A 24,956-nucleotide genomic window follows, 5' to 3' on the forward strand; every position below is an offset into this window, starting at 1 on the left:
GCGGCTATTCTTCTACTTCTTTTAGCAGCGAATCCAGTTTCAGTGAATCGGAATCGGGAGTGGCCCCCGGCAATGCCCGTTTGAGCTGTTTGGGCTTGTTCCAAGGCGCTGTTGTACGGCTCGACATGTCGTATGAAATGTAGGCAAACAACGCTACGAATGCGATAAAAACGAAAATAAATATTTTCCTGTTGCGATTTGGCTGTTCCATTTTACTCCTCTTCTCTTACCTGCTTGGGCGTCTTGTAAAGCACCAGATCACCGGTTTTCGCAGATATTTCTTCCCATTTCTGATTTTTAAATTCAATAAAAGCGGCACTGCCCTTCTTCATGGAACCGATACTCGCCCCGGACAGGTATTCAGCGAAATAGGTAATGTCAGGATTGTGACCGAACAATATCAGTGTCGAGTACTGTTCCGAAGCATTGTTCACCGCTTGCAAATAGGCCCTGGGGCCACCGTCGTAGATTCCTTCCTGCCTCTGAATGTCATCTACCGACACTTTAAATTGCCCTGCGATGATCTCGGCCGTCTTGAATGCGCGTGACGCGGGGCTCGACACAAAGGCATCGGGCTTTACTCCTTCCTGAACCAGCCATTTCCCCATCGCAAGCGACTCCGACAACCCCTTACTGTTCAGATTTCTGTCAAAATCCTTGATTCTGAAACTCTGATCTTCGGCGGTCGCGTGCCGGACTAAAATGAGGGTCTTTTTCATGTGCTGGTTTTTTCTTCAAAAGTAAATAATCTGCTTTTGTAAAACTGCCGGTTCAAGCCGAAAAATTGGAACGGTTATTTTCAACCACTTAATACCGATAAACTACCTTTTGACATTATTTCGTCCACAAAGCGCGACAATTAATACGTAATTTTGTTCCTTGATCAACTTATAGAGAAGAAATCCATTTGCAATAGATTATGTTACAGTTCCTTAAATATGTCCTGGCTACCTTCGTGGGCATTATCCTCTTCGTGTTCCTTTCCTTCGTTATCATTGGCAGCATAGGTGCGGCGCTTTCTTCGGAGGAAAAAGCGACAATTTCAGAGAAATCCGTACTCAAACTCGACCTGAACCAGCCTATCAGGGAAGTGGGTGTCGATAACCCGTTGTCGGAATTTGGGTTACCATTCACCGGTGAAGAAACGGTGGTGGGCTTGAAGGATATTCTCGATGCATTGAAAAGCGCTCAGAACGACGACAAAATCAAAGGAATTTACCTGAAAACAGAAGGCCCGGAAGCTGGCTGGGCTACATTGGAAGAAATCCGTCACCAGCTGCTGGAATTCAAAAAATCGAAGAAATTCATCGTAACCTACGGCGAAAGCTATTCGGAAAAGGGTTACTACATCGCTTCCGTGGCCGACAAGATTTACCTCAATCCTGCGGGTGGCATTGAATGGAACGGGCTCTCGGCCGAATACAGTTTTTTCAAAGGCACATTTGATAAACTCGAAATCAAACCATTGGTATTCAGGGTAGGTGAATTCAAAAGTGCCATTGAAATGTTCTCGCGGCAGGACATGAGTGAGGCCAGCAAGAAACAGTCTATTGAACTGATCGGTGCCATCAACAACAACTTCCTGAAAAATATCTCTGCTTCGCGCGGTGTTCCGGTGGATCAGCTCAAAAACTTGGCCGACTCGCTTGCCGTCGAAAACCCGAAATCTGCATTGAAATATAAATTTATCACACACCTCGGCTACCAGGATGAACTGGAAACCGCGTTGAAAAAGGAACTGAAAGTGGATGCCGATAAGTCCATCTCCTACGTGGGCGTCAGCAAGTACCTCGACGGATCCAATGCACCCGAGAAAGGTGATTTCAACAAACGTATCGGCGTACTCGTGGCCGAGGGGGAAATTACCAGTGGCGATGGTGGCGACGAGAATATCGGCTCCGACAAGTTTGTCAAAGAACTGAAAGAAATCCGTGAAAACGACAAAATCAAAGCGGTTGTGATCCGCATTAACTCGCCCGGCGGCAGTGCATTGGCTTCGGACGTTATGTGGCGAGAGATCCAGATTACCGCTAAAAAGAAACCGGTCATTGCGTCGATGTCCGACGTAGCGGCCTCCGGCGGTTACTATATGGCCATGGGCTGTGATACCATTGTGGCCCAGCCTAATACGATTACCGGCTCCATCGGTATTTTCGGGTTGATCTTCAATGTAACCGACTTCATGAACAACAAACTAGGGATCACGTTCGACGGTGTCGGTACCAGTCCGCATGCCGACTGGCCAACCGCTACCCGCGAAATGACCGAATTCGAAAAGTCGATGATCCAGAAAAGTGTGAATGAAGGTTACGAAACGTTTACACGCAAAGCCGCCGAAGGCCGTAAAATGCCGGTCGAAAAGCTGAAAGGCCTCGCGCAGGGCCGGGTATGGTCGGGCGTAGAGGCAAAGCAGAATGGCCTTGTGGACGTGTTGGGCGGTGTGGACGATGCGATCAAAATTGCCGCGAAAGCTGCCAAGTTGAACGAAGGTGACTACCGCGTACGCTACTATCCGGAGAAAAAACGCCCATTGGACGAAATGATCGACAAGTTCCTGGGCAGCAATGAGGAAAAAGCGACGAACAAGGCATTGGGAGACCTTGCTCCGTATGTCAAAATGTATCAAAAACTCATGAATATGGGTGGTATGCAGACCCGCATGCCTTTCGAGCTGGTGATCCGTTAAGAGTCACCGGTCTATATTATCAAGTAGAAAGGCATGCATTTGCGGGCCACGGGCGGCCAGCATTTTCAGTCAGTCACATCGACGCCGGTTTTCTTGTCAAGCTCCTTCCTTACAATCAACACGGCGTGTTTGTTTGGCGCTATTGCAATGCCATCCAGACGTGCGTAAACCTTCGTGAACTCGGCCCCGAAATAAAGGATGATCGACGAATAGTAAATCCAGGTCAGTAAGATCACGATGGATGCAGACGTACCATAGGCCGCCCCAAGATCGGATTGACCGAGGTAAAAGCTAATGACAAATTTCCCGATCAGGAATAAAACGGCCGTAAATGCGGCGCCGACGAGGCATTCCTTCCAGCGCAGGTCGCCATCCGGTAACACTTTGAATATCACGGTGAACAACGCGGTAATAATAGAAAGTACCAGCGCTAGGTTAACAATGTAAAAAACGACCACGGACGCCTCGGAAAACAACGCTTCCAGTCTCGAACTTAACAGATCGACCAGTGCACTCGCGCCTAAGGAGACCACCAGCAAAAAGCCCAGCGTGAGGATCAGAGAAAATGAGATCAGCCTGTTTTTCAGGTATTGCAGCCACCCCTTTTTCGGCTTGGCTTTAATAGCCCATATAAAGTTGATGGAATCCTGCATCTCGGCAAACACCCCCGTAGCACCCACCAGCAATGTGCCAATACCTATCGCCGCCGCCATCCCGGATTTGTTTGACAACTCGGCATTTTTCAGGATTTCCTGCAATTGCGAGGCGGCGGAAGCGCCCACCAGTCCACTGATTTGCCCGAACAACTCACCTTGAATCGCGTCCCTTCCGAAAAAAATACTAAACACCGAAATGATTACGAGCAACATCGGCGCCAGGGAAAATATAGTGTAATACGACAATGCGGCAGCGAGTTTCATACCGTTATCGTTCAAAAATTCATCGACGCTGTCTTGAAGCAAAGACCAGAAGAGTTTGATACGTTTCATCATATAATGTGTTGATATGGTTTGTAGAATGCTGATAACCTGCTGGTAAAAACTTTTATGCCAACCGGGCTGCATCTTTTTTCAGAAAACCTCTAAAAGCAGAAAAGAGCAACCAATGTGCTCTTTTCATGTCCATTTGCATTTTATTTTACACCTGGCTACAAAAGCAACCCGGCAAGAGTAGCCGACATATAAGAAGCCAATGTACCGGAGATCAATGCCTTGAAACCGAGCCGGGCCAGGTCTGCACGCCGCGAAGGGGCCAGCTCGCCGATCCCTCCCACCTGAATGGCGATGGAGCTGAAATTGGCGAAGCCGCACAATGCGAAGCTGGTAATCACAATAGTTTTATGGTCGAGCGTGTCTCTCAATTTCACCATATCGAGATAAGCCACGAATTCATTGATCACCATTTTCGTACCCATCAATGAACCCGCCGCCTCGATATCCTTGGCCGGAACGCCCATAGCCCATGCAAAGACAGAGAATATCTTGCCGAGAATAAAGTTGAAGCTCAATTGCGGAAAGGCGAAAATACCGCCGATATAGCCCAGCAGATAATCGAGCAATGCAACGAGCGCAATAAAGCCGATCAGCATCGCAATCACATTGAAACCCACTTTGAGGCCCTCTCCCGCCCCCGCAGCGATGGCGTCGAGCAGATTGGCGTGCGTTTTCTGGATTTCCAGCTTTATCATTCCCTTTGTATCCGATTTGTCGGTTTCCGGAAACACAATTTTGGAAATAACCAATGCGCCCGGTGCGGCCATCAGGCTCGCGGCGATGAGGTAAGGCGCCGGCACACCCAACGAAATGTACACAGCCATTACGCCGCCCGCAATACAAGCGAAACTTCCCGTCATGGAGGCCATGAGCTCGGAGTTGGTCATGTTTTTCAAATAGGGCTTGATCATAATTTGCGCCTCAACCTGCCCTACAAACGTGCTCGCCACGTTGGAGAGCGCTTCCGCACCACTCACGCCCATGAGCCAGTACACAGCCCGCGCGATAACCGACACCACGCGCTGCATAATGCCCAAATGGTAGAGCATATTCACCAATACGGCCACAAAAATGATCGTTGGGATAACCTTAAAGAAGAAAACGAAATCGTTGCCCGGACCGAATGCGCGCTGCATCAGATCGGGGCGCACCAATGTGCCGAAAACGAAATCGGCGCCCTTGTCGGAGAAGGAGAGTAATTTCTGGACCTTTTCACCCAGCCATTGAAAAATTCGCTGGCCAATTTCGGTTCGGAGGATAAAGACTGCGAGCCCGAATTGCAGGCCCAGGCCAACGGCGACTGTGCGGTAATTAATGGCCTTTCTGTTGTTCGACATCGCAAATGCAATGCCCAGGATCAATATGATACCCAGCAATCCTGTAAATCTCTCCATGCGTAGTTTGTTGTCACTTTTTAACCAAAGGTGCAAAATAACAACAAATTAGTCGCATGGTCGCAACTAACTCAAAATATCAGGAAGAGAGGCAATTATTTAGACGTTTTGTCTGATTTTGCATCAGTTGGAAGGGAGTCGGCCTGGCGATGTGCGATTTTCCAGACGTTGTTTTCTTTCCGGAACAGGACTGTAACATGCAGATCGGCCCTGCGACCGTCGGCGAAGCGGTAATGCTCTTTTTGAATCAAATAGCCTTGTGCATTGCCTTCCTGGATCGCAACTTTTTCGTATGTATACGTTACATCTTTCGCAGGGATTGATCCGGTGTTGTTCAAACTCGCTTCCACCGCCTTCCAGCCTTTCGAATCCAGGTTTTCGACACCTCCGAATAAGGTAACGTCATCCTGATGCGACCATAATGATTTAAAGAATTCCGGATTGCCCTTCGCCATTTCAAGATTGGCTTTGTGAAGATCGGCGACCGCAGCGTCCAGAGAGGACACTGCAATGGCCTTGGGTGATGGTTTGCTGTCGTAACCGGCGGTAATGACTGGCAGAGTGTTTTCTCTTGTCATGCTCCTGTATTTAAAGGACGATGCCAGCAGGATCAGAAGGATGAAAACTGAGATATTTCTTTTCATGGCTAATAAACTATTAAGTTCTCACTTAAGTGATGCAAATATCCGGCGCTTAACTACAAAAAAATAGCGTATAAATACCTGATTACTACACGGCATACCACCTAATTACGCCCTTTTGTAAAAAATAGTATGTTTTGGGCACAAAAAAAGAGAATAGCAACTAACTATTCTCTTTTTGCACTTTTTAAATAAATACTATTTTAATATGCGAGCACCGGCGAAAGCCATTTCTCGATTTCCTCTACCGGCATGTTTTTGCGCCTCGCGTAATCCTCGACCTGATCTTTGTGAATTTTACCAACCGGGAAATAACGGCTCTCCGGATGCGAGAAATACCAGCCGCTCACGCTGCTTGCAGGGTACATCGCGAAACTCTCTGTAAGCGTGATGCCAAGTTCCTCTGCACCAAGCAAATCAAACAAATGACGTTTTTCGGTATGGTCCGGGCAGGCCGGGTAACCCGGTGCCGGACGAATGCCGCTGTATTCTTCTTTGATCAATTCCTCATTGGTGAAGCTCTCCGCTTTCGCATAACCCCACAACTCTTTGCGCACTTTTTCGTGCATTAGCTCAGCCAGGGCTTCGACCAACCGGTCGGCCAATGCCTTGATCATGATGCTGTTGTAATCGTCATGATCTTTTTCATACTTTTCCAGCAATGCCTCGATGCCTACGCCAGCCGTAACCGCGAAACCGCCGATGTAATCGGTATGACCGGATTCGAGCGGTGCTACGAAGTCCGACAAGCAGTAGTTCGGCAGGTTGGCCGCTTTCTGGCTTTGCTGACGCAAATGGTGCAACACCGCGGCAATATCGGCTACCAGTTCGCCCGCATTCAGGTTTTCGACACCTTGCTGGCTGATTTTGTATTCAATATGCTGATGCGAGCCGTGGCGTTCGCATGGTACTTCCTTCGTTTCCTCTTCGAAATGGTGCAGCACGATATCATCCTGGATCGAGTTGGCCGGCCAGAAACCCACCACCGCACGTGCTTTCAGGCTTTTATCACGAATGATTTCGCCTAACAACACCGCAGCGTCTTCGTACAGCTTCATCGCTTCCTTACCTACGACTGTATCATCGAAGATTTTCGGGTATTTCCCGTGCAGCTGCCAGGTCTGGAAGAACGGCGTCCAGTCGATGTATTTGGCGATATCGGCCAGATCGTAGTCATCGTACACGCGCGTGCCCAGGAACTGCGGTTTCACGGCCTGAAAATTCGTCCAGTCGATTTTTGCTTTGTTATCCCTTGCTTTACCGATGGCCACATGCGCCTTTTCGCCGCCACGCTTCGAATGATCATCGCGCAGCTTCGCATATTCTGCCTTAATATCTGCCAATACCTCAGCCTGGCTTTGTTCACTCTGAATCAGCTTTCCGGCCACGGGTACGGACCGCGACGCATCGAGCACGTGGATAACCGGTCCGGAATAATTAGGATCGATTTTTACCGCCGTGTGAATGCGGGATGTCGTCGCGCCACCGATCAGCAGCGGCATTTTCATGCTGCGGCGCTCCATTTCTTTCGCTACACCCACCATTTCGTCCAGCGAAGGCGTGATAAGGCCCGAAAGACCGATGATATCTACATTATGTTCCTGTGCAGCCGCCAGTATCTTGTCGGTTGGCACCATTACGCCGAGGTCGATGATCTCGTAGTTGTTACAACCGAGCACCACGCCTACGATGTTCTTGCCAATATCGTGTACATCACCTTTTACCGTAGCGAGCAGGATTTTACCGGCAGATGAACCACCTTCCTGCTTTTCAGCCTCGATAAATGGCTGCAAATAGGCCACGGCTTTCTTCATCACACGCGCCGATTTCACGACCTGCGGAAGGAACATTTTACCTTCGCCAAACAAGTCACCGACAATGCTCATCCCATCCATCAACGGCCCTTCGATCACCTCCAAAGGACGGTCAAACAACAGGCGGCATTCTTCGGTATCTTCATCCACGTAATCGGCAATACCTTTCACCAATGCGTGCGCCATACGTTCCTTCACGGGAAGTTGTCTCCACGAAAGGTCGGGGCCGGTTTGCGTTTTACCTTTATCTTTTACGGTTTCCGCATAACTTACTAAACGTTCCGTCGCGTCGGGACGGCGGTTAAGCAACACATCTTCCACCAGTTCCAAAACATCTTTCGGAATTTCATCATAAATACCGATCTGGCCGGCATTCACGATACCCATATCCATTCCAGCCTTGATCGCGTGGTAAAGAAATGCGGTGTGAATGGCCTCACGTACCGGCTCATTACCACGGAAACTGAACGACACGTTGGAAACACCGCCCGAAACTTTCGCATGCGGAAGGTTTTCCTTGATCCATTTCACGCTTTTGATAAAATCAACGGCGTAGTTATTGTGCTCCTCCATGCCCGTCGCGACGGTCAGGATGTTGGGGTCAAAAATGATATCCTCCGGCGGGAAACCCACTTCGTCCACCAGAATGCGGTAAGCGCGTTCGCAGATTTCAATGCGGCGCTCGTAGTTATCCGCCTGGCCTTTTTCATCAAAAGCCATTACTACCGCAGCAGCACCATAGCGAAGCACTGTTCTCGCCGATTCCTTGAATTTCTCTTCACCCTCTTTGAGAGAAATCGAGTTCACGATGGATTTTCCCTGCACGCATTTCAAACCGGATTCGATCACCTCCCATTTCGAAGAGTCAATCATCAAAGGCACTTTGGAAATATCGGGCTCGGACGCAATGAGGTTCACAAATGTCTTCATCGCCTCCACGCCGTCGATCATACCCTCATCCAGGTTCACGTCGATCACCTGCGCGCCGCTTTCCACCTGCTCACGCGCGATGGTCAATGCTTCGTCGTACTTGCTTTCGCGGATCAGTCGGGCAAATTTCTTCGAGCCGGTCACATTACAGCGCTCGCCGATGTTTACAAAATTGGTCAGCGCATTGATTTTCACTGGTTCCAATCCGGAAAGCTTCATCACCGTTTCCGAAGCCGGCAATGGCCGCGGGCTGTGCTTGCCGGCGATATCCGCGATCACACGAATATGATCCGGCGTGGTTCCGCAGCAGCCGCCGATGATATTGACCAGGTTATCCCTCAAAAACCCGTCGATGATCTCGCCCATTTGCTCCGGCGTCTGGTCGTATTCACCCATTTCGTTCGGCAAGCCCGCATTCGGGTGCGCAGAAGTGTAGAAAGGCGATTCTTTGGCTATGATCTGCACGTAAGGGCGCATCAAATCGGCCCCTAATGCACAGTTCAAGCCCACTGATAATAGTGGTAAATGCGATACTGAAGTCAGGAACGCCTCGGTAGTTTGTCCCGAAAGGGTACGTCCCGACGCATCGGTAATCGTTCCGGAAATCATGATCGGCAGCGCCTGCCCTGGCTCGATCCGCCATGATTCCAGGTGCGGCACCTTACCCGCTTTCGCGTCCACAAAGAACTGGTCGATCGCGAAAAGCGCGGCCTTTGCATTGAGCGTATCAAAAATCGTTTCCACGAGCAGCACGTCGCAGCCGCCGTCGGTGAGGCCTTTGACCTGCTCATAATAGGCTTCCACCAGTTGGTCGAAGCTGATGGCGCGGAAGCCGGGGTTGTTCACATCCGGCGAAAGCGATGCGGTACGGTTGGTCGGGCCGATGGAACCGGCCACGAAACGCGGCTTATGCGGCTCACGCGCGGTAAATTCGTCGGCAACTTCGCGTGCGAGCCGCGCGGATTCGTAGTTGAGTTCGTACACGATTTCCTCCATGCCGTAGTCGGCCATGGCGATGGTCGTGCCTGAAAATGTATTGGTTTCGGCAATATCTGCCCCTGCCGCGAAATAGGCGGCGTGAATTTCTTTAATAATGTCCGGGCGCGTCAGTGAGAGCAGGTCATTGTTCCCTTTCACGTCGTGCGGCCAGTCTGCAAACCGTTCTCCCCGGTAGTCGTGATCCTGCAATTTGTACCGCTGGATCATCGTACCCATAGCGCCATCCAGTACCAGAATACGGTTTTTAAGAATTTCGCGGATATCTGCTTTTTGAGTTGCTACCATAAGTGTTTTAAATGTCTGATTATCATTTCGCCGGAAAAGCATAGAGCTTCTGAATTGACAAATTTAAACCAATAGATGTTTTGTTCAATAAAATCAAAAAATTCAGATTAAAAGTCTGGCGGTTTTACCTAACCTAAATTATTTATCTATATTCGAAGCCATCTCGGAGTGAATAAAGATATTCTATCTATGCATAATCTGGACGATATTGATGCCAAAATCCTGCACTTGCTGCAACAGGACGCCACCTTGAAAACACGTGAGCTGTCGGAAAAGTTGAACCTCTCCTACACGCCCGTGTACGAACGCGTACGAAGGCTGGAAAAGGAAGGGATTATCAAGAAATACGTCGCACTCGTCGATCGCGAGAAAGTAGGCAAGAAACTGATGGCCTTCTGCAACATTGCATTGAAGGAGCATTCAAAAGTAATGGGCGAAAAGTTCGTGAAGGCGGTTTCGGCAATGGGTGAGGTAATGGAGTGCTTCAATATCTCGGGCGACTATGATTTTCTGCTGAAAGTGGTCGTGGATGATATGTCGCAATATCAGCAGTTTTTAATGCAAAAGCTGGGTTCGCTGGAAAACATCGGCAGCACGCACAGCCTGTTTGTAATGGGTGAAATCAAAAATTCATCGGCGCTGGAAATGCTGCCGTCCAAAAAATAAATACGGCACCGGAAAATCCAGCACCGTATTCCAACTCACCCCTAACAAAATATTTTGACGATCGGTAATGATCGGTTAATGTCTCTTATGTCCGCGCCCGAAAGCCGGTTTTTCCAGTTCCTTGTTGAATGATCCGTCGGCATTGAAAAGCAGGATTTTCACTTTACTATCGACGAGAATACCCACATAGTATTCACCGGCGTCGTTGGTTGCAGCAAGTTTGATCTCAGCTCCTGCGTAGTTGGAAGTAATGTATGAAGTAATGGCAGTGGGCAATGCGCTTACTTCGATCTTCGTCAGTTTTGCTTTCTTCACGTGCTGTTTCAGCTCCGCTTTAAAGGCACCATTCGCGTCAAAAAGCAACCCTTTCACCGAGCCGTCGGCCAGCGTAATAGCCACCACGATTTTCCCTGATTGATCCTTTGCAGCATATTTGATTTCAGCACCCGCATAAGCACTGTCAATGTAAGCTGTCACCGTAGCGGGCAAATCTGCCGTAGCCACTTCTGTAAGTTTTCCTTTACATCTTCCCAACGTCACAGAGTCCGTCTCTACCGCAAGTCTTGCGGCCGATTCAACCACACTTTCAAAATCACTCGCCTCAGTTTCAGGGCTCAACGACTCGCTATTCTTCTGGCACGCCGTGAACCAGATGCCTGCCAGCATCACCAGTAAAAGAGAAACTTTTTTCATGATATACCCACGGGTTTTTGTGAAAGTATCAAACTGTTTTCTGCCTTTACGCCCCCCCTAATGCCCATGTTGCATGGCTGACGCATTTTTTTGCGATTTTTTCACGAGAGCCCGTATTTCGAACCAGGAAAACTTTTCGTATTTTTTTGCAACAGAATGGCCCCCAGGAACGTATTCGAATGTGAGAAATTCTATCCCTGACAATTTGATACCCTGACTTTGCTTTTTAGAAGAAAAATATCTTTTAACGAAAACGACTTTGAGTCGGTGGTAGCGGCATGTATTGCCGGGGATAACCAGGCGCAGAGGTATTTGTATAAACAGTTCTTCGGCTATTCAAAAAGTATTTGTCTGCGGTACACATCGTCGACGGAAGAGGCCGAGGAGGTTTTAAATGAAGGTTTTTTAAAAGTATTTAATAATCTGGGAAAGTACGACGCCAATCATCCCTTCAAGGCATGGCTGCGCACGATCATGGTCAACACGGCGATCAGCTACTACCGCAAGCACAAAAAGCACACGGAGGATGTGATCGCCCTGGAAGACGCCCCTTATCCCAAATTCGACGAAGATGTAATAAGTCAGATCACTGCTGAGGAAATACTGGAACTGATCCAACAGATCAAACCGGTTTATAAGAATGTATTTTTGTTATACGTGGTGGATGGCTACAATCATCGTGAGATAGCAGACCTGCTGCAAATCAATGAGGCAACGGTAAGATCGCATTATGTGCGTGCCCGGGCCCGGTTGCAGCATTTGATCAAACAATATTACCCACATCTCTTCCCAAGTGATTGGGCTGTTAAGTCATTCAGAGGCAATGAAAACTAATAGATTTGAAAATACTATACGCCGAAAATTAGAGAGTATTGAACCGGACTTTCAAGAGCAGGACTGGGCCCGTATGCAAAACTATATGCAGGCCCATACCCCGCCGTCATTCCTGCAACAATACGGTTCCTGGATCGGGTACGCAGCTGCCGCATCGGTAACCTCGGTAATGGCGTATATGTACGTCAACCAGCTATCGCAGAACAACCATCTGGTACAGGATGTGAAAAATCTCCAGAGCCAGATCGAGCTGATCCGCAATCAGCCGGCGCAGGTAGCGAAAGCGGATACGGTGTACGTGCTGCAAACCGCGCCTGACGGCCAGAGCCTGCAAGCCACATTACAGCCCCGCGATTATACCCCAGCCCCGGCGCAAACGAGTACAGAACAGGATTTGGAGCAGCAAACGCTGGCTGATGCAGAGCGGGTGCGTTCGAACGCTTTGGAAGACCCGGAAACTGTTGAATACGATCGTAATGCCGTAGCTCCTGCCAGTACCGAGGCAAAAACTACGCATCAGCCACGCACAAAAGCTCATGAATCGCTGGTTGCGACCGTGCCTTCCAAAGAAACGGCTGCCGTAGAATCGAATGTGACGAGCAGTGCAAACACGGTAAACTCACAGGGTAGCCAACTGCCGAAAGCACCTTCAAGCTCAGCCGTGGGCAGGACTTTCGGCGATGAATTGAGCATTGCGGCTATCAATAGCCCGGTTGAGATACATACCGGCATTTCGGTCCAACGGAAAATGCATTACGAGCTGGCCAACAGGCTATCCGCACGCCAGGTGCAAAAAGCCTTGGTTACCAATAATATGCAGGTCGCCAAAGCACCAACGAATGCAAAAAAGGCCGAGCAGGTTGCGCAGACGGAAAGTGTCATTCCAAAATTGCCTTTGAAAACACCTTACCGCTTCGGTGCCGGATACCAGATCGAAGGCAATGGCCAGGGTAAAACAGTGCTGGGAGAAGTGATTATCAAAAAGAAATTCTCGATCGCGGCGGGCATTACCTGGCTGAAAGTGAAACCGGCAGAATTCTTCACGGAAACGGTTTTCAGGGCCAAAGTCCGTTCGGATTTCAAGGAAACGCATCCTGGGCAGGTACCACTCATTTTCCAATTGTATAATATCAAAATTGACCAGAATGTGGTTCAGATACCGCTTACACTGGCTTTCCGCAACACTATAAAAGACGATTGGGCATATTATGCAAGCCTTGGAACGAACTTCAAGGTATCGTCCAAAGAGACGATTTCTTATGATTGCCGCGGCCCCAAAAACGAATTTTTCAGCCAGAGCTTCACCAAAAAGGGAGACGTATCCCCCATCACTTCGATGAACTTCGCGGTGGGGATCGAGAAATCTTGGCATCCCATTGTGGTGCAGGCCGAAGGTTATTGGGTCAATTATTTCAAACCGCTTTCACCGCTAAGGCAAAGTGCCGGACCCGGGGTGAAAGTAAAGCTATTGTACCAGATAGGCCGTCAAATGTAGCTTTTACACATGAAGTTTCGCGGGCAGGATATTGAAACTTGTCCGCGAAATTCTATTTTTGGCCTTTATTAACTCCCCTACTAGACGAGCTTTTGAAATTCGCAGCCATAGATATCGGTTCCAATGGTGCCCGTATGCAGATCTCATCCGTCTTGCATGACGAAGGCATTTCCCGCTTCAAGAAGGTCGAATATGTCCGGTTCCCGCTTCGCCTCGGACACGACGTTTTTACCCAGGGACGCATTACCCCGCAAAGCGAAGACCGCATGATGAAGCTCATGCTGGCCTATCAGTTGCTGATGGAACTTCATGAAGTCGATGACTTTATGGCCTGCTCCACCTCGGCCATGCGCGAAGCAGCCAACGGGCAGGAAGTCCGCGACCACATCGAGAACCGCACCGGCATCCATATCCAGATCATCGACGGACAAAAAGAAGCCGAATTGGTGAACAATGTGGTGGTACAATCGCTAGGCGACGGCCAATATATCCACATTGATGTAGGCGGCGGCAGCACCGAGTTGAACTTGTACCAGGACAGGCAGAAGATTAAGGCAAAATCCTTCAAACTGGGCTCTGTACGCCTTTTGGAAGGAAAGGAATCCAAAAATGCCTGGTTGAAAATCAAGGAATGGATCAACCAGAATGTCGATTACAGCCAGCCTATTCAAGCGGTGGGCACGGGCGGTAATATCAATAAGCTCTTCGATCTTTCTTCCAAACTCACCGAAAGCTCCACCAGCCTCGAAGAGATCCAGCGGATGCGCGACTATATCGATCAGTTCTCGCTCGCCGACCGCATTAACAAACTACAACTCAACCCCGACCGCGCAGACGTAATCGTACCTGCGGGCGACATCTACACTTCCGCCATGCGCTGGGCAGGCGCGGACGTCATTCACGTACCCGATCTGGGCCTGAAAGACGGTATGCTCCAACTGCTCTACGAACGCGCATGCCGCAAAAAAAAGGCCTGATACCAGGCCTTTTTTGCATTCAAATATTTCGCTCTCCGGCATTACCAAACCTGTTCCAGGTCCTTCGCCGAGTATTTGTGGTTTCTTTCCGTAAATACACTATCGGTATCCTCTTTCTTCAAATGAAGCGGGTTTTTCTTGGTCAGCTTGGCGATAACCGCTACCGGAAACAGCACGACGAAGAATACCAGCGACAAAAGGATTTTACCATTAATCGCGCCCAGTACTTCCGCGATCTTGTACCAGCCCTTCACCACCAGGTCGCCAAAAACCGGAATGGCCAGGCTGCAAACACCGATTACAGCGGCAGCAATAAGGAAATAGGGATATTGCGATTTAAAAATAAAGTATAGCACCACAAGCCCGGTGACGATCACCAGCTGCGCTTTGACTTTTTCTGATTCACTCATTTTAATCAAGTAGTATGTTATTGGCAGCAATGCGTTGTGCATTGCTGCCAGGCGAAGTTTCAGACAGGAACCGGATTGAACTGCGTTGTACTGAAAGAAATCAGAACAAAGTGTAGATGAAAGGCGCAACAGCCGAACCACCACCAATCACGATAAGTACACCAATCAGAAGCAGAACGATGATCACAGGAGCGAGCCACCACTTCTTGCGCTCCTTCATAAATGCGAATAAATCTGTTAAGAAATCCATCTTTATATAGTGTTTAAAAATTCAAATTTAGCACTTAATTACTTTTTGCGCACTTCTAACCCGTTAAATCTGAGTTATCGTTTGCCCATCGCCTGGTAAAGCCTGTCGGCTATCAATTGGTTGAGCGTCGCACTGCCGTGGCCGTCGTTCTTACCTACAACACGCTCTTTTTCAGGAATTTTAACAACGCCATCGTTAATTCCCACGACTGTCACATTGTTCGCCTTCAGGTAATCTTCCACAGGCTTGGTGTACCCCGCACTTTTATCGACCTGGAACAGGAACGGAATGAAAACGGCGTACATCTGCGCTTTGGTACTATCGCGGTAAGCGAGCATTCCGGAAAGGTCCCTCAAATGCGCATTCAGCACCGTGGTATCGGTGTATGCAGTTTGTACAAATTTTTCAAATGTACTGAAACCGGTGTGCGGGAGTTGCCAATAAATGAAATTGGGCAAGTAAAAGCGCTTTACAATCGTCGCCATCGGGCCTTTGAGATCGGCATAAGGTTCGGCGCCGGTGAGGGTGAGGCCTTTTTCGCGGCCTACTTTCTCGATGTCATTGGGAAAATATTCCAGAACGATGATATCGGGCTTTACGGGAAAATCCTGCAACCGTTTTACCTCGTCACGCGTGTCCGCGCCCGACATTCCGAGGTTGTAAATCGTGTATTTGTCAGTCCCGAGCTTGGCTTCCAGCATATTCGAAAAACGCTCGTTGACATCTTTCAAACCATGTCCTGCTGCAAATGAGTCCCCGATAACGAGGACTTTTTTCTTTCCGGGTTCGTTCTGAACTTCCTTATCATGGTATCCCAGCGCATTCACCGGATGCCAGTATTTTTCCCACCAGATCTGCGACGCCTTCGAAAGCACACCTTCATGGCTTTGCGGCACGTACATGAACACGATTTCAAGGAAAATCAACACGACAACCAGCGGCGTAATGATCGTTACGATATTGGCTACCAGCCCTTTGGCTTTGCTTTTTACCACACCGTAATAGAAAATGCGCAGGATCTCGATGATCAGCAAAAACCAGAATGCAAATTTGGCCAAACGCACATGCCAGCTGTCGCTCTGAGGATACCCCGGGTAATCAAATTTGATGTGAAATTTGTCCGGATAGAACAGGAACATAAACAGCAATCCCAGGAACAGGATGCGGATAATGCTGGTAACAATTTTAGATGTCATCAATTTGGGTGCTCTGTGAAATAATGGATTAGTCAAGAACGAATTCTTCCTTCCAGTTATCTTTTTCCAGCCATTCGGGCTGCTGCTTTTTGTCAAAAATATAGTTCCCCACTACGAGGTAATCCATTTCCGTGCGCATGAAGCAGCGGTATGCATCATTTGGCGTACACACGATAGGTTCCCCGCGTACATTGAAACTCGTATTCACGATCACCGCGTAGCCCGTCAACGCCTTGAATGTCTCGATCAAGTCGTAGTAGCGGGGATTGGTTTCCTTGTGCACCGTCTGGATACGCGCCGAATAATCGATGTGCGTGATCGAAGGCAGGTCGGAACGCTCGAAATAGAGTTTTTCACGCAAATCCAGCGAGCCATAGTTCGCAGGCACCGGCTTTCTGCGGCTTTCCGCCACCGGGTGCACCAGCAGCATGTAAGGTGAAATACCGTCGTAGTCGAAATAGTCCTGGCAATCCTCTGCCAGTACCGAAGGGGCAAAAGGCCGGAACGATTCGCGGTACTTGATCTTCAAATTCAGTTTTTTCTGCATTTCGGCATTCCGGGGGTCGCCCAGAATGCTCCGGCCTCCCAAAGCACGCGGCCCGAATTCCATACGGCCCTGCACCCAGCCTACCACGTTTCCTTCCGACAACAGCCTTGCCGCTTCCTGCGTCAGATCTTTGAAGTTCTCGTAATGCGTATAAACCGCTTTGTATTTCTTAGCCGTAAGCGCTACGTCGAGGTCTGAGAAGGTAGGCCCGAGGTAAGATCCACGCATGGCGTCGGCCTTCCAAGTGATCTTTCTGTCCTGACCAAAATAAATATGGTACGCAGCTTGTGCCGCACCCAGCGCACCTCCCGCATCACCGGCGGCCGGCTGGATGAAGATGTCTTTGAAAATATTCGCCTTTTGCAGCTTACCGTTGGACACGCAGTTCAATGCAACACCACCAGCCATACACAGGTAATCGGCCCCAGTGAGGCGCTTGGCTTCTTTGGCCATTCTCACCACCGCTTCTTCGGTGATATTCTGGATTGCCAGGCCGAGGTTACAATGCACGGCTTCGAGGGCGTCTTCGGGCCTGCGGGTTTTGAACCCGAACAACGCTTCCCATTTATGCTCGTTCACCATTTTCAGGCCGGTAGCATAGTCGAAATAGTCCTGGTTGAGCCAAACCGATCCGTCTTCTTTCAGGTCGATGAGGTCTTTCAGGATAATCTCTTCGTAACGCTTGATGTCCGGCGACGACGGGTCACCGTACGGCGCGAGGCCCATCAGCTTGTATTCTCCCGAGTTTACGCGGAAACCCAGGAAGTAGGTAAATGCGGAATAAAGCAACCCGAGTGAATGCGGGAAACGCAGCTCTTTGAGGATGCTGATATCTTTCCCTTCACCCAGACAGATCGACGCCGTTGCCCATTCACCAACGCCATCAATCGTCAGAATAGCCGATTTTTCGTAGGGCGAAGGATAATATGCACTGGCAGCGTGCGAGAGGTGGTGCTCGGGGAAGAGCATTTTCACCTTTTTCTTCTTCTTATCGTAGCCTAGTTTTTCCAGCTCTTCGTTGATGAGCCGTTTCAGGAACATCTTTTCCTTGATCCACACCGGCATAGCGGTCAGGAACGACCGTACGCCTTTGGGCGCAAATGCATAGTAAGTTTCGAGGAGCCTTTCAAATTTGAGTAGTGGTTTGTCGTAAAAAACGATCGCATCGAGCTCGTTAATGGACAAACCGCCGTATTCAAGGCAAAATGCTACTGCATTGGAGGGAAAACCGGGGTCGTGCTTCTTGCGTGTAAAACGCTCTTCCTGTGCTGCGGCAACAATTTCGCCATTATCTATAAGAGCCGCGGCCGAATCATGATAGAAAGCCGAGATACCTAAAATTTTCATTAATGCGTGATTAGAATAATGTGTACAGTCTGGTGCTAAACCGTTCAAAAGGCGTGCAAGATAAGCATTTTGAGCAAGGCTGCAACCGGGCACCGTCGGCTAATTACCCTTATAATGTTATTAAACGGTTCGGAATCAACCTAATAAATAGCCCGGATAATGAAATGATAACAGATTACACGGCGAACTAGCCTTTAAATGATTAATTATGAACCACTTCGAGTGCCCAACTCAGTCACTGCATTATTCGGTGCCGTATGATAACTTACAAAATTCTGGTAGGCTTATGGTGCTCATCAAGCGCCACAAAGGTGAATATCCCCGTCACGGCCTTCTCCCGGCTCACCTCGTACATTTTCTCCACAAAAATATCGACGCGCACCTTCATGCTGGTATTTCCGACTGTCTCGACACGCCCCACGAGCTCGATAATGGTACCCGCCGGAATGGGGTGTGTAAAATCGATGCGGTCGGACGATACCGTTACGCATCGCAACCTTGAAAACCGCGTGGCGGCGATAAATGCGACCTCGTCCATCATCGACAGCGCCGTGCCGCCGAAAAGCGTATCGTAATGATTGGTGTTATTAGGGAAAACGGTTTTAAAAACACGGGTTTCCGAGGCGGAAATTCTATCTTCTAATATCAAAATATAACGGTTTACTGGTGTTCGTAACAGTCATTTGTGGTCAAATGCGGTCGGGTGTTGTCAAGAATTGTCAGGTGTTGTCATGAATGGTCAAGTGTTGTCAAGAATGGTATGTGTTGTCATGAGTAGTCAAGGGTCGTCAAGTGCTGTCAGGGGTGATCATACCTCTCTATTTCTGACCATAGCTGACTACACATGACAACAAATGACCACCCATGACCATACCTGGCTACACATGACTACCCTTGACTACCCATGACCATACCTGACAACACCTGACCACAAGCTTCCGTCGCCGCTATCCGGCAACCGCGACGGATTCGCGCAGCAAGTTAGCCGCAGAAATCATGTTACGCAAAGCGGCTTCGGTTTCCGGCCATTTGCGGGTCTTCAATCCGCAGTCGGGGTTCACCCACAAATTCCGCGCCGGGATTACCTTCAATGCCTTTTCGAGCAAGAGGATCATCTCGTCCACCGTCGGTACGCGTGGCGAATGGATATCGTACACGCCGGGACCAATCTCGTTAGGGTAATTGAACTGCGCGAACGCGTCGAGCAGCTCCATTTGCGAGCGCGACGTTTCGATCGTGATCACGTCGGCATCCATTGCGGCAATGGAATCGATAATATCGTTAAACTCCGAGTAGCACATATGCGTGTGGATCTGCGTCTGGTCGGCCACACCCGCGGCGCTCAGGCGAAATGCGTCCACAGCCCATTTCAGATAGCTTTGCCAGGCATGTTTCCGCAGCGGTAAGCCTTCGCGAATCGCCGGTTCATCGATTTGAATTACCTTAATACCTGCTTTTTCCAAATCCACTACTTCATCGCGTATAGCAAGCGCAATCTGGAACGTGGTATCCTTCCTCGGCTGGTCATCCCGCACGAACGACCATTGCAGGATCGTTACCGGGCCGGTAAGCATGCCTTTCACCAGTTTCTCGGAATTAGCTTGTGCAAATGCCGACCATTTCACGGTCATCGGCTCTTCACGTTCCACATCACCATAAATGATCGGCGGCTTCACGCACCGGCTGCCGTAACTCTGCACCCAGCCATTTTGGGTAAATACAAAGCCGGAAAGCTGCTCGCCGAAATACTCCACCATATCATTCCGCTCGAATTCGCCGTGCACCAGCACATCGATCCCGAGCCCTTCCTGCCAGCGTAGCGAGTCTACAATCTCTTCGCGAATGCGGGTTTCGTACTCGTCCAGCGTCAATGTACCTTTTTTGAACTGCGCCCGGAGCTGCCGTACCTCATCCGTTTGCGGAAACGAGCCGATGGTTGTCGACGGGAATAATGGCAATTTCAGCTTTTCCAATTGAATGGCCTGCCTGATACTAAAAGCATTCTGCCGGTCGAAATCCGGCTCTCGCACTTCACTAACCCGTGCTTTCACCGCCGGTTTGTGGATCAATGCAGATGTGCGGCGGCTTGTAATAGCCTTTTGATTGTCCAGAAATGCACTATCAATTGCATAGTCGGCCGTTGCAAGCCTTGCCAATGTAGTCACCTCATTCAGTTTCTGTTTTGCAAATGCCAGCCAGTTTTTAATCTCCGGCGTTAGTACCGCTTCATTTTTTTCCAATTCCAGATCATAAGGGCTATGCAGCAACGACGATGACGGTGCCACCAAAACCCGCTCTTCTCCCAGCACATTTACAGCTGCTTGAATCCATTCTAGCGACTTTTGATAATCGTTTTTCCAGATATTCCGGCCATCTACAACGCCCAACGAGAGCTTTTTGGTGGAAGATATAAATGCTTCCTCCCCCAGAATCTGCGGTAAAGTCTCTGCACCGCGCGTCAGGTCCAAATGCAATGCATCCACCGGCAATGCGGTCGCGATCGCGAGGTTATCTTCCAGCGGTCCAAAATAGGTTGTTACCAGAATGCGCAGCTTCGGAAACGCCTCTCTGATCTGATTGTACGCACTCAGAAATGCCAGTTTTTCCTTTTCATTCAAATCCAGCACCAATCCCGGTTCATCAAGCTGTACCCATTCGGCTCCTCTCGCTGCGAGTTCTTTGAGTATGGATATGTAAACAGGTAAAAGGCTATCCAGCAGGTCAATGCGATCAAAGCCGCCTTCCTTTTCTTTACCCAAAAGCAAATAGGTAACCGGCCCGAGCAGCACAGGTTTTGTGAGAATGCCTTTTTGCAATGCATCTTCAAATTCCAGCAAAACCTTTTCCGAATACCGCTTGAATTTCTGGTCCTTCACAAACTCGGGCACGAGGTAGTGATAGTTGGTATCGAACCATTTCGTCATCTCCATTGCATTGATATCCAGCCCGTTTTTCTGATAGCCACGGGCCATCGCGAAATAGAGGTCGAGCTCCTTGTTCGACTTGCCATCGAGCAACTGGTGGTAACGCTCAGGAATGGCGCCGACCATCAGTGAGGTGTCGAGGACGTGGTCATAAAGCGAAAAATCATTGGAAGGAATGAGGCCGATACCTGCATTCTGCTGCGTTTCCCAGTTCTGGTGGCGGATCTTCCGGGCAGTTTTCTGCAATGCATCGCGGTCGATGGTACCGGCCCAGAATTGTTCGTTAGCCTTTTTGAGCTCGCGAAGGCTTCCCACGCGCGGGTAGCCGAGGTTGTGTGACAACATACTTTTTTGTGTTTAAAGAGTTAATAAAAACCCTGTGAAAACACCCTCCCATCCCGACAAAACGCCTGTTGCGGACGATCGCCGGCACTTCATTCCATCGCGGCAACGGGGCTACCCTGCGAAACGAACAGATACAGTTTCCCCAAAACAGCCGGGTAGCCTGTGGTACTGCAATAAAATGTGGTAAATCAATGCTTGACTGCTCCCCACCCGTGAGGGAAAAGCCATTGAGGATGATGGCAAGTCTCCTGGCTTGTATCATTTTTACCGCCCTTCTCGCCGCGCCGGGGCGCTGCAATGGGACGCGAGGGTAAAAACAGGCCCTGAATGCTCAGAGCGGATACTTACAGTAGCACGACTGCCCGTGAATTGCACACGGTTCCTTTTTGTTTTGCTGTTTTTGGCTGAGGGGTCCAAAAGCAAAAACCATCACCCCGATTGACGGGCGTTCACAAAGAACTGCGTCAAATTTAGGCGGAAGGCGCATTCGGCTGTAAATGGTCACCCAATTTCAGTGAAGTGAGTAGAAATTAGCCTTTCGGCAGGATAAAATATCTTATTTGGAGTAAAATAAATGGCGTTAAAAGTGATTTCGTATCAGCTAAGAAATCGTTCCGGCCGCCTCCGCATCCAATATAAACTCCGCATTCAAATGATTCTGTAAAACCGTTGCCGGAAAATCCTTTGAAACGGGAAATGCCAATGCCCGCTGGATAACCGGGGCCTTCGCTTTGCCCGATGCCAGGAGAATAGCCGCTCGTGCTTCCAGAATGTGCCTTATACCAACAGTAATGCCACGTGTGAGGGTGGTGGGCTGTTTGAAATACTTCTGACCTACTTCAACGGTTACGGTATCGAGCTCAGAAATGTGGGCGTAGGTATCCCAAGGCGTGCCGGGCTCGTTGAGGGCTAGGTGGCCGTTCATGCCTACGCCTAATATGATAAGATCGAGGCCTCCGAGGCTTTCCACCACTTTGTTGATGCGGTCGCATTCGGCTTGCGGATCGAATGCTTTGCCATCGAAGAAAACAATTTGATCCGGACGGAGGCCGATCGGTTTCAGAAAGTCGCGGTCGAGGAGGTCTCGGCAGCTGCCGTCGTCGCCGGCGCCCAGGCCGATCCATTCGTCCAGACCGATGAAAACGCATTGGGAGAAATCGACGCGGCCGTTCTGGTTGGCGGCTACCAACGCGTCGAACATGCCTTTGGGGCTGCTGCCTGACGGAAAGCAGATCACCGCCCCTGGTTTATGGTTCATGAGGTCGATCACGCGCTCGGCAGCGGCGGAACTCATGAGTGCGTAGTCGGGATAAATGCTGATTTTGGGTGTCATGAAAAGCGGTGTTTAGGATCTCGGGCGGTCAATCTAAACATTCTTTTTTCAGACATGAACATTTATCCATAAAAAACTCCAGAAACTGCAAACCCGATCCTAACTTTACCGCACATTGTTCAATTACATTATCATTCTACTTCAAAAATGGAATACCGTATAGAAAAAGACACGATGGGCGAGGTGCAGGTGCCTGCGCATGTATACTGGGGCGCCCAGACGCAACGCTCGATCCAGAACTTTCCTATCGCACAGGATATCAATAAAATGCCGAAGGAGATCATCAAGGCCTTCGCATACCTGAAAAAAGCAGCCGCCATCACCAATTTCGAAGCGGGCATTCTTCCGCAGGAAAAAAGCGACCTCATCGGCAAAGTTTGCGACGAAATTCTCACCGACCAGCTCGACGACCAGTTCCCATTGGTAGTGTGGCAAACCGGCTCTGGAACGCAGTCGAACATGAACTGCAACGAGGTGATCGCTTACCGCGGGCACGTGCTGCAAGGCGGTGACCTCGCCGACAAAACCAAGTTTTTGCATCCGAACGACGATGTTAACAAGTCGCAATCATCGAACGACACCTACCCTACTGCAATGCACATTGCGGCTTACAAAATCCTGGTGGACGTAACTATCCCGGGCATTACCAAGCTCCGCGATACACTGAAAGCAAAATCCGAAGCGTTTAAAAATGTGGTCAAAATCGGCCGTACGCACTTTATGGATGCTACGCCGCTGACTTTGGGCCAGGAGTTTTCGGGCTACGTTTCGCAGCTCGACCATGGTTTGAAAGCCATTCACAATACTTTGGCGCACCTTTCGGAACTCGCACTGGGCGGTACCGCGGTGGGAACGGGAATTAACACACCTCCGGGATACTCCGAAAACGTAGCACGGCACATCGCTGCATTGACAGGCCTGCCATTCGTTACTGCTGAAAACAAATTTGAGGCATTAGCGGCACACGACGCGATCGTAGAGGCGCATGGCGCATTGAAAACCGTTGCGGTAAGCCTGATGAAAATCGGTAACGACATTCGTATGCTGTCGTCGGGCCCCCGCTCGGGTATTGGCGAGATCCACATCCCGGACAACGAGCCGGGAAGCTCCATCATGCCGGGCAAAGTGAACCCGACCCAATGCGAAGCCATGACCATGGTAGCGGCACAGGTAATGGGTAATGACGTGGCGATCGGTATCGGTGGTTCCAACGGCCATTTCGAGCTGAACGTTTTCAAACCATTGATGGCTTACAACTTCCTGCATTCTGCCCGTTTGATCGGCGATGTATGCGTTTCGTTCAACGACAACTGCGCGGTGGGTATCGAGCCTCTGCACGAGAACATCAAGAAGCATGTAAACAACTCGCTGATGCTGGTTACGGCTCTAAATACCAAGATCGGTTACTATAAAGCTGCCGAAATCGCACAGACCGCTCATAAAAACGGCTCTACGCTGAAAGAAACGGCTGTGGCGCTGGGTTACCTCACGCCGGAAGAGTTCGATGCATGGGTAAAACCGGAAGACATGGTGGGCGAGATCAAGTAATTGATCAACCTCGAAGTAATGTTTGCGAATGCCCTGCCGAAACGTGGGGCATTTGCATTTTGACCTTTCAAAATCATGAATATCAAAGAAGAACTGCTGGCCGATCCCTACCAGTCGAAACGGAAAGCGACGGAAGTGGCTATGTACGCCTGTACTTCGGAAGATGCATTCAGGCATTTGATGCATTGCTTCGAATCCGACGAGTACCGCCTCGCGCAACGCGCTGCGTACAGCGTGAGCATCGCTACGCACGTGCGCCCGGAGCTTATCCGCCCGTACATAGGCGTGCTGGTGAGCCAATTGAAACGCACCGATATTCATGACGCCGTAATACGTAACAGCGCGCGCATTTTGCAGGATATCACCATTCCCGATGAATTTCATGGTGAGTTGATGGACGCGGCGTTCGGCATTATTGCAAACCGCCAGCTGGCCATTGCCATCCGTACGTTTTGCCTGACCATCCTATTTAACCTTTCCAAAATTTACCCGGAGATTCAAAAAGAGCTGCGGGTATTTCTGGAAGAATCGGTGGAATACGAGCCGGCGGCATTCCAATCGCGGGCCCGGAAAATCCTGAAAAAGATTTGAACATGCTCCATTGTGGAGGATAAAGGCCTATTTCACCGTCTGATAAGCAGATATTACAG

General features: G+C 49.6%; 21 protein-coding genes and 1 riboswitch. Of the genes, 7 read left to right on the plus strand and 14 right to left on the minus strand.

Annotation, left to right across the window (positions count from 1 at the left end; genetic code table 11):
- Nucleotides 1-4: 4 nt before the first annotated feature.
- On the minus strand, nucleotides 5-211 hold the full coding sequence (locus J2Y43_RS23050) for a hypothetical protein (protein ID WP_106597116.1): 207 nt from the start codon (nucleotides 209-211) through the stop codon (nucleotides 5-7).
- A gap of 1 nt (nucleotide 212) precedes the next feature.
- Nucleotides 213-719, minus strand: a complete 507-nt coding sequence (locus tag J2Y43_RS23055) for a histidine phosphatase family protein (RefSeq protein WP_309986776.1) — start codon at nucleotides 717-719, stop codon at nucleotides 213-215.
- 200 nt (nucleotides 720-919) lie between these two features.
- On the opposite strand from J2Y43_RS23055, the gene sppA reads away from it, so the two are divergent.
- A complete protein-coding gene (sppA, locus tag J2Y43_RS23060; RefSeq protein WP_309986774.1) occupies nucleotides 920-2,686 on the plus strand; it encodes a signal peptide peptidase SppA in 1,767 nt (588 codons plus the stop codon).
- A gap of 65 nt (nucleotides 2,687-2,751) precedes the next feature.
- Here the strand turns inward: sppA and J2Y43_RS23065 are convergent, their stop codons facing one another.
- From J2Y43_RS23065 to metH, 4 genes are all read right to left on the minus strand, one after another.
- Nucleotides 2,752-3,678, minus strand: a complete 927-nt coding sequence (locus J2Y43_RS23065) for a YihY/virulence factor BrkB family protein (RefSeq protein ID WP_309986770.1) — start codon at nucleotides 3,676-3,678, stop codon at nucleotides 2,752-2,754.
- Between the two features lie 155 nt (nucleotides 3,679-3,833).
- The gene (locus J2Y43_RS23070) at nucleotides 3,834-5,072 is read right to left on the minus strand and encodes a NupC/NupG family nucleoside CNT transporter (protein WP_309986768.1); all 1,239 of its coding nucleotides are present in this window, start codon (nucleotides 5,070-5,072) and stop codon (nucleotides 3,834-3,836) included.
- A 95-nt stretch (nucleotides 5,073-5,167) separates the two neighbouring features.
- Nucleotides 5,168-5,716, minus strand: a complete 549-nt coding sequence (locus J2Y43_RS23075; protein WP_309986764.1) for a nuclear transport factor 2 family protein — start codon at nucleotides 5,714-5,716, stop codon at nucleotides 5,168-5,170.
- Between the two features lie 200 nt (nucleotides 5,717-5,916).
- The gene (metH, locus tag J2Y43_RS23080; RefSeq protein ID WP_309986762.1) at nucleotides 5,917-9,741 is read right to left on the minus strand and encodes a methionine synthase; all 3,825 of its coding nucleotides are present in this window, start codon (nucleotides 9,739-9,741) and stop codon (nucleotides 5,917-5,919) included.
- Between the two features lie 189 nt (nucleotides 9,742-9,930).
- On the opposite strand from metH, the gene J2Y43_RS23085 reads away from it, so the two are divergent.
- A complete protein-coding gene (locus J2Y43_RS23085) occupies nucleotides 9,931-10,407 on the plus strand; it encodes an Lrp/AsnC family transcriptional regulator (protein WP_106597110.1) in 477 nt (158 codons plus the stop codon).
- 75 nt (nucleotides 10,408-10,482) lie between these two features.
- Here J2Y43_RS23085 and J2Y43_RS23090 read toward each other — a convergent pair whose 3' ends face one another.
- Nucleotides 10,483-11,100 (minus strand): hypothetical protein, encoded by a 618-nt coding sequence (locus tag J2Y43_RS23090; protein WP_309986758.1) that lies wholly within the window; start codon nucleotides 11,098-11,100, stop codon nucleotides 10,483-10,485.
- A 219-nt stretch (nucleotides 11,101-11,319) separates the two neighbouring features.
- Between J2Y43_RS23090 and J2Y43_RS23095 the strand changes: the two genes are divergently transcribed.
- The 3 genes from J2Y43_RS23095 (at nucleotide 11,320) to J2Y43_RS23105 (ending at nucleotide 14,406) form a co-directional block, all read left to right on the plus strand.
- The gene (locus J2Y43_RS23095) at nucleotides 11,320-11,934 is read left to right on the plus strand and encodes an RNA polymerase sigma factor (RefSeq protein ID WP_309986755.1); all 615 of its coding nucleotides are present in this window, start codon (nucleotides 11,320-11,322) and stop codon (nucleotides 11,932-11,934) included.
- An 85-nt stretch (nucleotides 11,935-12,019) separates the two neighbouring features.
- A complete protein-coding gene (locus J2Y43_RS23100) occupies nucleotides 12,020-13,429 on the plus strand; it encodes a hypothetical protein (RefSeq protein ID WP_310226635.1) in 1,410 nt (469 codons plus the stop codon).
- Nucleotides 13,430-13,521: 92 nt separating this feature from the next.
- Nucleotides 13,522-14,406, plus strand: coding sequence for a Ppx/GppA phosphatase family protein (locus tag J2Y43_RS23105; protein WP_223403925.1), 885 nt, complete (start codon nucleotides 13,522-13,524; stop codon nucleotides 14,404-14,406).
- A 41-nt stretch (nucleotides 14,407-14,447) separates the two neighbouring features.
- On the opposite strand, the gene J2Y43_RS23110 is transcribed toward J2Y43_RS23105, so the two are convergent.
- The 7 genes from J2Y43_RS23110 to J2Y43_RS23140 form a co-directional block, all read right to left on the minus strand.
- Nucleotides 14,448-14,816: an SxtJ family membrane protein gene (locus tag J2Y43_RS23110; RefSeq protein ID WP_309986749.1), complete on the minus strand. Its 369-nt coding sequence runs from the start codon at nucleotides 14,814-14,816 to the stop codon at nucleotides 14,448-14,450.
- Nucleotides 14,817-14,916: 100 nt separating this feature from the next.
- Complete coding sequence (locus J2Y43_RS23115; protein ID WP_015812275.1) at nucleotides 14,917-15,066, minus strand: DUF5989 family protein; 150 nt, start codon at nucleotides 15,064-15,066, stop codon at nucleotides 14,917-14,919.
- 74 nt (nucleotides 15,067-15,140) lie between these two features.
- On the minus strand, nucleotides 15,141-16,262 hold the full coding sequence (locus tag J2Y43_RS23120) for an SGNH/GDSL hydrolase family protein (protein ID WP_309986743.1): 1,122 nt from the start codon (nucleotides 16,260-16,262) through the stop codon (nucleotides 15,141-15,143).
- A 28-nt stretch (nucleotides 16,263-16,290) separates the two neighbouring features.
- Nucleotides 16,291-18,156: a carbamoyltransferase gene (locus tag J2Y43_RS23125; RefSeq protein WP_309986741.1), complete on the minus strand. Its 1,866-nt coding sequence runs from the start codon at nucleotides 18,154-18,156 to the stop codon at nucleotides 16,291-16,293.
- A 265-nt stretch (nucleotides 18,157-18,421) separates the two neighbouring features.
- Nucleotides 18,422-18,805 (minus strand): acyl-CoA thioesterase, encoded by a 384-nt coding sequence (locus J2Y43_RS23130; protein ID WP_309986738.1) that lies wholly within the window; start codon nucleotides 18,803-18,805, stop codon nucleotides 18,422-18,424.
- A 298-nt stretch (nucleotides 18,806-19,103) separates the two neighbouring features.
- Nucleotides 19,104-21,425: a 5-methyltetrahydropteroyltriglutamate--homocysteine S-methyltransferase gene (gene metE, locus J2Y43_RS23135; protein WP_309986736.1), complete on the minus strand. Its 2,322-nt coding sequence runs from the start codon at nucleotides 21,423-21,425 to the stop codon at nucleotides 19,104-19,106.
- Between the two features lie 220 nt (nucleotides 21,426-21,645).
- Nucleotides 21,646-21,871, minus strand: a riboswitch (cobalamin riboswitch).
- Nucleotides 21,872-22,026: 155 nt separating this feature from the next.
- Nucleotides 22,027-22,758: a glucosamine-6-phosphate deaminase gene (locus J2Y43_RS23140; protein ID WP_309986734.1), complete on the minus strand. Its 732-nt coding sequence runs from the start codon at nucleotides 22,756-22,758 to the stop codon at nucleotides 22,027-22,029.
- A gap of 147 nt (nucleotides 22,759-22,905) precedes the next feature.
- On the opposite strand from J2Y43_RS23140, the gene fumC reads away from it, so the two are divergent.
- Both fumC and J2Y43_RS23150 read left to right on the plus strand, forming a co-directional pair.
- Nucleotides 22,906-24,306, plus strand: coding sequence for a class II fumarate hydratase (gene fumC / locus J2Y43_RS23145; RefSeq protein WP_309986732.1), 1,401 nt, complete (start codon nucleotides 22,906-22,908; stop codon nucleotides 24,304-24,306).
- Nucleotides 24,307-24,381: 75 nt separating this feature from the next.
- Complete coding sequence (locus tag J2Y43_RS23150) at nucleotides 24,382-24,897, plus strand: hypothetical protein (protein ID WP_309986730.1); 516 nt, start codon at nucleotides 24,382-24,384, stop codon at nucleotides 24,895-24,897.
- Nucleotides 24,898-24,956: the final 59 nt, after the last annotated feature.

The organism is Dyadobacter sp. BE31 (genome assembly GCF_031457695.1).
GTDB lineage: Bacteria > Bacteroidota > Bacteroidia > Cytophagales > Spirosomataceae > Dyadobacter.